Annotated in this window: 6 protein-coding genes; 5 read left to right on the top strand and 1 reads right to left on the bottom strand. The window is 71.3% G+C overall.

The window, feature by feature from the left end; all coding sequences use genetic code 11:
• On the bottom strand, positions 1-1144 hold a 1144-nt coding region (locus ACWEBX_RS34785), incomplete at its 3' end, for a S1 family peptidase (RefSeq protein WP_451888751.1).
• Between the two features lie 701 nt (positions 1145-1845).
• Here ACWEBX_RS34785 and ACWEBX_RS34780 point away from each other — a divergent pair.
• The 5 genes from ACWEBX_RS34780 to ACWEBX_RS34760 all read left to right on the top strand — a co-directional run.
• On the top strand, positions 1846-2061 hold the full coding sequence (locus tag ACWEBX_RS34780) for a type A2 lantipeptide (protein ID WP_451888750.1): 216 nt from the start codon (positions 1846-1848) through the stop codon (positions 2059-2061).
• 91 nt (positions 2062-2152) lie between these two features.
• Positions 2153-2962: an HlyD family efflux transporter periplasmic adaptor subunit gene (locus tag ACWEBX_RS34775; protein ID WP_451888749.1), complete on the top strand. Its 810-nt coding sequence runs from the start codon at positions 2153-2155 to the stop codon at positions 2960-2962.
• A complete protein-coding gene (locus ACWEBX_RS34770) occupies positions 2959-5181 on the top strand; it encodes an NHLP family bacteriocin export ABC transporter peptidase/permease/ATPase subunit (RefSeq protein ID WP_451888748.1) in 2223 nt (740 codons plus the stop codon). Before ACWEBX_RS34775 ends, ACWEBX_RS34770 begins: the two co-directional genes overlap by 4 nt.
• Position 5182: 1 nt before the next feature.
• A complete protein-coding gene (locus tag ACWEBX_RS34765; protein ID WP_451888747.1) occupies positions 5183-8011 on the top strand; it encodes an NHLP bacteriocin export ABC transporter permease/ATPase subunit in 2829 nt (942 codons plus the stop codon).
• 315 nt (positions 8012-8326) lie between these two features.
• On the top strand, positions 8327-9597 hold a 1271-nt coding region (locus ACWEBX_RS34760), incomplete at its 3' end, for an MFS transporter (RefSeq protein ID WP_451888746.1).

Genomic DNA, 9597 nt, shown 5'->3' with positions numbered 1-9597 from the left:
CGATCGTGTCGGCGTACAGGGTGTCCTGGTGACCGAGGAAGCGGCACCGGTGGCCGGTCGCCGCCAGGGCGGTGGTGACGGGCTGGAAGAAGGTCTCGCCGCCGGCCGTGCAGTCACCGCTGCCGCCTGAGGTCAGGCCGACCGCACCGCCGTCCTGGGTGAACAGGGAGCCGCCGCTGTCACCCGCCTCGGCGCAGACATCGGTCTGGATGAGGCCCGTGACGGTGCCCTCCGGGTAGTTCACGGTGGCGTTGAGACCGGTCACGTTGCCGTCGTGCAGACCCGTGGTGCTGCCCATCCGGAAGACCTGCTGGCCCACCGCGGCTTCGACGGCCGCGTTGATCTGGACGCTCTGCCCGTTGCCGACGTTCACGGCGCTGTTCGTCTGCGTGGCCGGGTCGTCGTACTTGACGAGGGAGAAGTCGCCGGCGCCGGGGAAGGTGGCCTGGTCGACGGTCGCGATGGGCGCGCCGCCCTGTGCGTCCGACCACTGGGCGGCGGCGACACCGCAGTGACCCGCGGTGAGGAAGGCGGGGGTGCCGTCGCCCGCGGTGACGTTGAAGCCGAGCGAACAGCGCGCGTTGCCGCCGAAGATGGCGTCGCCGCCGTCGACGAAGGTCTTGAGGGTGCCGGCCGACTTCGAGAGGGTCGCCACGCCGGAACCGAGGTTCTTGACGGTCGACTCCACCGTGTTCCACTTGTCGCCCGTGACGGTGGAGTCCGCGGTCACGCGGATCTCGTTGGTCTTCGGGTCGACGGACCACGAGGTGCCCGGGATCGTGGCGTCGGTCTTGAGCGTCTTCGCCGCGGCCTGCAGCTCGGCGGTGCTGTTCTGCACCTGGTGGGCCACGGCACCGGCCCGCTCGATCTGGTTGACGACGTTGCTGTTGTTACCGACGACGTTGATGACGAGCTGCTTGTTCGCCGCGTCGTAGTACGAGCCGGCGAACGCGTCACCCAGTTGGGAGGCCAGCATGGAGGCGACGTCCGAGATGTCGCCCGACTTGAAGGTTCTGGGAGTGGCGGCGTCCCCGTTCGACTGCGACGCGTTGGCGTTGGGCAGCAGCAGAGCCGCCGCTCCGAGCGCCGCGACGCCGCCTACCGCGATTGCGGCCTTGCGCTTGGGTATCCGTTTGTGACTCAACTCTTGACCTCCTGGGGACGGGGTCGATGCCGCGTCCGGCAGCTGACTAGGGGGGCGCCTGGTTGCCGGTTGATACGCGAGTGCCACCCGGGGTGTTCAACTGCCATTGCAAATTACGGAAGTTGACTTCGCCAAAGCCGTTGATTGCGGAGACAACCGGGTCATTTCCTGCACGCCGACGCCGAGGCGCGCGAGTGAGCCGCGGACGCGGTCCTCGGCCGGCCGCCGACGACGCCGCACTCTCGGCCGGCACGGAAAGCGACCGGCCGACGACGCTCCGTCGACGAGCGGCGGCGGAATCCCGGATTCAGGGAATCTGCACAGCCCATGCTCACCGGGGTCACCGCGGACCGGGGATCTGCACAGTCGCGCGCCCCCTGCGCGCCGATCGGCCGGGACTGCCCCCTTCGGCGCGCGGGTGGCAAGAGCCGGGGTGAATCGATGCCGCGCAGCATGTGAAGAAGTGGCCGCAGAGGCGTGTGCGCCCCTGCACGGTTCACCGCCCATGGGGCACAAGTTCGCAGGTGAGAGCCCTGGTTGATTGGAAGCGCGCCCCGCGGCCGTGCTTTGATCCGTTGCACCGCGGAGGTCGCACAGCTCCCGGGAACGGGAGCCGCACCCCCGCGGTGGCGGCCGTCGTCTGTCCCCCAGAGGGGGCCGCTCTCCCCCTTGTGAATATCCATATGAAGGGAAGTTCCATCATGAACTCCACCCCCCGTGTCGAGACCGCCGAGATCTCCGACGCCGACCTCGACAACGTCTCCGGTGGCCTCGCGCTGAACGCCGTCGGCACCGTCACCGGCCTGGTGGACGGCGTTGCCCCGGTCTCCGGCGTCGTGGGCACGGCCATCGGCACCGTCGAGGGTGTGACCGGCCTGAGCACCGCTCCGGTCACCGGTCTGGTCGCCGGTCTCTGATCGCGTTTCAAGCCGCCGAGTCCCGGAACCGCCCCACCGGTTCTGGGACTCTCGGGTGCCGTGAGCCTCTCGAACAGGTGAGAAGAGACCCGTGCAGTTCCGCCAACAGGCCCTCGCCAAGCTGCGGTCCCCCGAAGAGCTCGACCTTCCGGTGCGCCTCGCCCGCCCGCAGGGCCGGCTCGCGCTGGCCGTGACGGTCCTCGCCATGGCCGCCGCCTCCGTCTGGGCCGTGACCGGCACCGTCGCCTCCACCGTCGGCGCACCCGCCGTTCTCACCCACGCGGAGGGCAGTTACATCCTCCAGAGCCCGGTCGCCGGGCAGGTCACCGCGGTCCTCGCGACGGAGGGCGACCGCCTTCCCGGGAACGCCCCCGTACTGAAGGTGCGTACGGCGCGCGGGGAGACGGCCGTCGTCCGCACGGTCGCCGCGGGCCGTGTCACCGCCCTGGCCGCCACCATCGGCGCGATCATCTCGACCGGCGCGAACGTCGCCGCCGTGGAGAAGGTCGCCCACGCCACCGACCCGCTGTACGCGACGGTGTACGTCTCCGCCGCGAGCGCCGCCGCCATTCCCGCGGGCGCCGCCGTCGACCTCACCGTCCAGTCGGTGCCCGCCCAGCGGTACGGAGTGCTGCGCGGCCATGTGAAGACGGTGGGCCGCAGCGCGCAGACCCGGCAGCAGATCGCCGCCTACCTCGGTGACGCCCAACTGGGCGAGCAGTTCAGCGAGAAGGGCAGGCCGGTCGCCGTGCTGGTCAGGCTCGACCGCTCGTCGAGCACCCGCAGCGGCCTGAAGTGGTCGTCCGCGGACGGGCCGCCCTACACGCTCACCTCCATGACCCTGGCCACGGCCTCGGTCCGGCTGGCCGGTCAGCGCCCCGTCGACTGGCTCCTGCCGTGAGCGCCGCACCGGACACCCGCGGCAGACGGCGCGCCGCGCCGCCCCGGCGCAGCGTGCCCAGGACCCGGGTCAAAAGTGTCCGCACCCCCACCGTGCTCCAGATGGAGGCCGTGGAGTGTGGTGCGGCGTCGCTGGCGATGGTGCTCGGCCACCACGGCCGGCACGTCCCGCTCGAAGAGCTGCGCATCGCGTGCGGTGTCTCGCGGGACGGCTCGCGCGCGAGCAACCTGCTGAAGGCGGCGCGCGGTTACGGTCTGACCGCCAAGGGCATGCAGATGGACACGGCCGCGCTCGCCGAGGTGCGGGGGCCCGCGATCCTCTTCTGGGAATTCAACCACTATGTCGTGTACGACGGCATGGGCCGCCGTTTCGGACGTCGGGGCGTGTTCGTCAACGACCCCGGCAAGGGCCGTCGTTTCGTGTCGATGGAGGACTTCGACACCAGCTTCACCGGAGTCGTCCTGGTCATGGAGCCAGGCCCCGGATTCCGCAGGGGCGGCCGCAGACCGGGAGTGCTGGGCGCCATGCCCGCCCGGCTGCGCGGCACTTCGGGCACGATGCCCGTCGCGGTGCTGGCGAGCCTGCTGCTGGTGGCGGTCGGCGCGGCCGTTCCGGCGCTCAGCCGGACGTTCATCGATCAGTATCTGATCGGCGGTCAGAGTTCGCTGCTGGGCGTGCTGTTCGCGTCGATGGGCGCCTCGGTGCTCCTGACGGTGGTGCTGACCTGGCTCCAGCAGGCGAACCTGCTGCGCGGCCGCCTCATCTCCTCGACGCTCTCCAGCGCCCGGTTCCTGCGCCATCTGCTGCGGCTGCCGGTCACCTTCTTCTCCCAGCGCAGCCCGGCCGACCTGGTGCAGCGGCTTCAGTCGAACGACGCGGTGGCCGAGACCCTGGCGCGCGATCTCGCCGCCGCGGGTGTGGACGCGGTCGTCGTCGTCCTGTACGCCGTGCTGCTCTACACGTACGACCCGCAGCTCACGGCCGTCGGCATCGGTGTCGCGCTGCTCAACGTGGTGGCGATGCGCGTGGTGATCCGGCTGCGCGCGACCCGCACCGCCAAGCTGCGCGCCGACACCGCCCGGCTGACCAACACCGCCTACACCGGACTGCAGTTGATCGAGACGATGAAGGCCACCGGTGGTGAGGACGGCTACTTCCGCAAGTGGGCCGGACAGCACGCCACCACGCTGGACGAGCAGCAGCGCCTCGGGGTGCCGAGCGCCTGGCTGGGGGTGGTCGCCCCGACGCTGGCGATGCTCAACAGCGCGCTGATCCTGTGGATCGGCGGCCTGCGGGCGGTCGAGGGACAGGTCTCCGTGGGTCTGCTGGTCGCCTTCCAGGCGCTGGTCACCCGGTTCACCGCGCCGATCACCCGGCTCAACGGTGTCGCCGGCCGCATCCAGGACTTCGCGGCCGACGTGGCCCGGCTCAAGGACGTGGAGAACTTCCGGGCCGACCCTCTCTACGACCGCCCCGGCACCGGTGGATCCACCCGGCGGCTGCGGGGTCTCGTGGAGCTGGAGAACATCACCTTCGGCTACAGCCCCCTCGACGAGCCGCTGCTCGCCGGGTTCTCGCTGACGGTCGGGCCGGGGCAGCAGGTCGCTCTGGTCGGCGGTTCGGGCAGCGGCAAGTCGACGGTGTCCCGGCTGATCTCGGGCCTGTACACGCCGTGGGAGGGCACGATCCGCATCGACGGCCGCCGTCTGGAGGACATCCCGCGCGGGGCGCTGGCGTCGTCCGTGTCCTTCGTCGACCAGGACGTGTTCCTCTTCGAGGGGACGGTCCGCGACAACGTGGCGCTGTGGGATCCCTCGATCACCGACGACGCGGTGACCGCCGCCCTCCAGGACGCGGCGCTGTACGACGTCGTCGCGCGCCGTCCCGGCGGGATCCACAGCCGGGTCGAGCAGGACGGACGGAACTTCTCCGGCGGCCAGCGGCAACGCCTGGAGATCGCGAGGGCGTTGGTGCGCAGGCCCAGCGTCCTGGTGCTCGACGAGGTGACCAGCGCCCTGGACGCGGAGACGGAGCAGACCGTCATGGACAACCTGCGTCGGCGCGGCTGCGCCTGCGTGGTGATCGCCCACCGGCTGAGCACGGTGCGGGACAGCGACGAGATCGTCGTGCTCGAACACGGCTCGGTCGTGGAACGCGGGCGGCACGAGGCACTGGTGGCGGCCGGCGGTCCCTACGCCGGTCTGGTCAGGGAGCGTTGAGATGACCACGGTTCATGAAGGCGTCCACGAGCAGGACGTGGTGCTCGGGGCGCTCGGCGGCATGGGAACCCCGGTCGGCGGCGCGGGCCTGAGCCGTCTCGATCTGGAGGGTCCGCAGGTCCTGTGGCTGGTGGTCGCGGGTGCCATGGACCTGTTCGCGGTCGACGCGGCCCAGCAGGGTCACTGGCATCACCTCGGCCGGCTCGAAGCGGGCTCCTTGCTGCTCGGTCCGGTGACGGGCCCTCAGCACACGCTGGTGGGGAGGCCGTTGCGCGGTTGCGAGCTGCGCCGGATCGGGCTGCGCGAGCTGTACGAACCGGCCGGCACGGCGACCTGGTCGTACGACGCGTACGGCAACCCGCAGTTCGTGCCGCCGGCGTCGAGCCCGCTGGAGCACGCCCTCGCGCTCGGCGTCGGACGCGGTCTGTCCGTCCTCTTCCAGGCACCGACGGCGTCCGAGAACGCCCCCGCGCCCACCGACGACGACGTGTTCTGGATGCGGGTCCCGCCGGGGAGCGTGCAGTACGGCTCGCTGTACGGGGCCGAGGCCGCGGCCGATCTACTGATGGACTCCGGCGTCTGGCAGGGCATGGTCGACCAGCAGTACCGGCTGCTGTCCACGCTCGACCGCTGGATCGAGGAGCTGGAGGCCGGCCACGAGGACCGTACCGCGGCGGGCATCAAGGCCGGTGAGGCCGTCCGTGACCACGCCGACCGGACGCTGCTCGCCTCGATCGGCAGACGGTCGGCGAAGCGCCCGACCGCGGCCGAGGCCGACGCCACGTACGCGGCCTGCGAGCTGGTCGCCCGCGCGGCCGGGATCACCCTGGCCGAGCGGGCGGGCGACGGCGCGGAGAGCGAACGGCTCGACCCCGTCGAACGGATCGCGCTCGCCTCACGGATCCGCACCCGTTCCGTACGGCTGGACGGGCGCTGGTGGCGTGACGACATCGGCCCGCTGGTCGGCAGCCGGGCGGTGTCCGGTGCGCCGGTGGCGCTGCTGTGGCGGCGCGGCGGCTATGTCGCCGTACAGCCCTCCTCCGGGCGGGAGACGCCGGTCGAGAAGGCCAACGCGTCGGAGTTCGAGCCGCGGGCGGTGATGTTCTACCGCCCGCTGCCCGAGCGCGGGCTCGGCCCGCTGCGGCTGCTGCGGTTCGCCCTGGCGGGCACCGGCGGGGATCTGCGCAACCTCGCGGTCAGCGCTCTGGTGACCGTGGCGATCGGCGCCCTGGTGCCGATCGCGACCGGCCGGGTGCTCGGAGAATACGTTCCGAAGGCGGAGCACGGCCTGATCGCGCAGGTCTGTCTCGCGCTGATGGTCACGAGCGTCGTGTCGGCGGCGTTCATGCTGCTGCAGAACCTCACCCTGCTGCGGATGGAGGGCCGGATCGAGGCGAGTCTCCAGCCGGCCGTGTGGGACCGGCTGCTGAGGCTGCCCACCTCGTTCTTCGCCGCCCGTTCGACCGGTGAGCTCGCGAGTGCCGCGATGGGCGTGAGCGCGATCCGGCGGCTGCTCGCGGGTATCGGCCCGACGCTGGCGCAGGCGGGCACGATCGGCGCGATGAACCTGGGCCTGCTGCTCTGGTACAGCGTGCCGATGGCGCTGGCCGCGATCGGCATGCTCGTGGTCGTCGCGGCCGTGTTCCTGGGGCTCGGCCTGTGGCAGGTGCGCGGGCAGCGCCGTCTGGTGGTGCTGGGCAACAAGCTCAACAACCGGGCGTTCCAGACCCTGCGCGGGCTGCCCAAGCTGCGTGTCGCCGCGGCCGAGAACTACGCGTACGCGGCCTGGGCGGGCGAGTTCGCGCGCAGCCGTGAACTCCAGCAGCGCGTCGGCCGCGTCAAGAACCTGACGACGGTGCTGGGCGCGGTGTATCTGCCGCTGTGCTCCCTGCTGATGTTCATGCTCCTGGCGGGCCCGGCGCACGGTTCGCTGTCGGCCGCGGACTTCCTCACGTTCAGCACGTCGCTGACGATGCTGCTGACGTCGGTCACCCAGATCACCGGCGCGCTCGTCTCCGCGGTGGCCGCGCTGCCGATGTTCGAGGAGATCCGGCCGGTGCTCGACGCGACGCCCGAGGTCCGCGGGGCGAGTACGCGTCCCGGTGTCCTGTCCGGCGCGATCGAAGCGCGGCGGCTGTCGTTCCGGTACACCGACGACGGTCCGCTCGTCCTGGACGACGTGTCGTTCGCCGTCCGGCCGGGCGAGTTCGTGGCGGTCGTCGGGCCGAGCGGCTGCGGAAAGTCCACCCTGCTGCGGCTGCTGATCGGCTTCGACCGGCCGGTGTCGGGCAGTGTGCTGTACGACGGCCAGGATCTCGGGGCCCTCGACCAGTCCGCCGTACGGCGGCAGTGCGGTGTGGTGCTCCAGCACGCGCAGCCCTTCACGGGGTCGATCCTCGACTGCATCTGCGGCACGGAGGCGTACACGCCGGAGGAGGCGATGGAGGCGGCCGAGATGGCGGGTCTGGCCGAGGACATCAGGCGGATGCCGATGGGGCTGCACACGCTGGTGGCGGGCAGCGGCGCGATCTCGGGCGGCCAGCGCCAACGTCTCATGATCGCCCAGGCGCTGATACGCCGGCCTCGCATCCTCTTCTTCGACGAGGCGACCAGCGCCCTGGACAACGCGACGCAGCGCACGGTGATCGAGAGCACCAAGGCCCTGAACGCCACCCGGGTGGTGATCGCGCACCGGCTCTCGACCGTGCTGGACGCGGACCGGGTCATCGTGATGGAGAACGGCCGGATCGCCCAGCAGGGGCCGCCCGCGCTGTTGTTGGCGGACACGGGCGGGCGGCTGCACGAGCTGGTGCGGCGGCAGCTCGCCTGAGCGGTCACTCCGCGCCCGACACCGGGGCGGCGGGCGGCGGGCGGCGGGAACACCCGCCTCGACACAGTTCTCGCGGATCCCCCTCCAGGCCGGCATCCCGCCGGCTCGCGGGCCCCCGGCCGCGTCACCGCGCACCGCCCGCCTTCGGGCTCCCGTTTCCCAGCTCAGGTACGTCCATGGGACGGACGTCACACCCGGCCGCCCAGCGAAACGTTGCCGTTTCGCTCGATCGGGGTTTATGGTCGGAGGGTCGATGTGTACGAAACCGTTTCGTTTACGTGCACGCAAGAGCGTCTTCCCTGGAGTGCTTCTGCCATGTCCCAGACCCTGACCAAAGGCACCGGCGCGGGTGCCGCGGACGCACCGTCCGCGCCCTCGTCGAAGCGGCGCTGGTGGATCCTCTCGATCATCGGCATCGCCCAGCTCATGGTGGTCCTCGACGCCACCATCGTGAACATCGCCCTGCCCTCCGCCCAGGCGGACCTCGGCTTCTCCGACGGCAACCGGCAGTGGATCGTCACCGCGTACTCCCTGGCCTTCGCCTCCCTGCTCCTGCTCGGTGGGCGCATCGCGGACCTCTTCGGCCGCAAGCCCGCGTTCCTGGTCGGCGTCGCCGGATTTGCCGGTGCCTCGGTCCTGGGCGGCGTCTCGAACAGCTTCGGGATGCTGGTCACCGCGCGTGCCCTTCAGGGCGTGTTCGGCGCCCTCCTCGCACCGGCCGCCCTCTCGCTGCTGAACACGACGTTCACCGACGCCAAGGAGCGCGCGAAGGCGTTCAGCGTGTACGGCGCCATCGCCGGCGCCGGCGGCGCGGTGGGCCTGCTGCTCGGCGGTCTCCTGACCGACGCGCTCGACTGGCGCTGGACGCTGTTCGTCAACCTTCTCTTCGCGGTCGTCGCCTTCGCGGGCGGCTGGGTGCTGCTGAGCGGTCACCGGGACGCGGCGAACTCCAAGCTGGACCTGCCGGGCGCCCTGCTGGTCTCCACCGGTCTCTTCTCCGTCGTCTACGGCTTCTCCAACGCCGAGACGCACCAGTGGAGTTCACCCGCCACCTGGGGCTTCCTCGCCGCCGGCGGCATCCTGCTGGCCGCGTTCGGCTGGTGGCAGACGCGGGCCGCGCACCCGCTGCTGCCGATGCGTGTCCTGCTCGACCGCAACCGGGCCGCCTCGTTCCTCGCGGTGCTCATCACCGGCGCGGGCATGTTCGGCGTCTTCCTCTTCCTCACCTACTACCTTCAGCTCAACCTCGGCTTCAGCCCCACCAAGACCGGTGTGGCCTTCCTGCCGATGATGGCGACCCTGATGGTCATGGCCCAGGTCTCCACCACGGTCCTGGTGCCCCGCATCGGGCCGAAGGCCGTCATCCCCGCGGGCTTCGCGGTCGCCGCGCTCGGCATGGCCTGGCTGACGGGCATCGGCATCGGCTCGTCCTTCTCCACCGACGTCCTGCCCCAACTGCTGCTGATCGGCGCGGGTCTCGGCATGGTGATGCCGCCCGCCATGTCGCTGGCCACCAGCGGGATCGCTCCCGAGGACGCGGGTGTCGCCTCCGCGACCGTCAACACCATGCAGCAGGTGGGCGGTTC

Source organism: Streptomyces sp. NPDC005070 (assembly GCF_053600395.1).
The sequence above is the reverse complement of the archived record's forward strand: the minus strand, read 5'-3'. Positions and strand labels throughout refer to the sequence as shown.

What these genes read in the sequence shown, in the direction of transcription:
- ACWEBX_RS34780 (WP_451888750.1), top strand. Translation starts at nt 1,846, where the DNA reads ATGAACTCCACCCCCCGTGTCGAGACCGCCGAGATCTCCGACGCCGAC.
- ACWEBX_RS34765 (WP_451888747.1), top strand. Translation starts at nt 5,183, where the DNA reads ATGACCACGGTTCATGAAGGCGTCCACGAGCAGGACGTGGTGCTCGGG.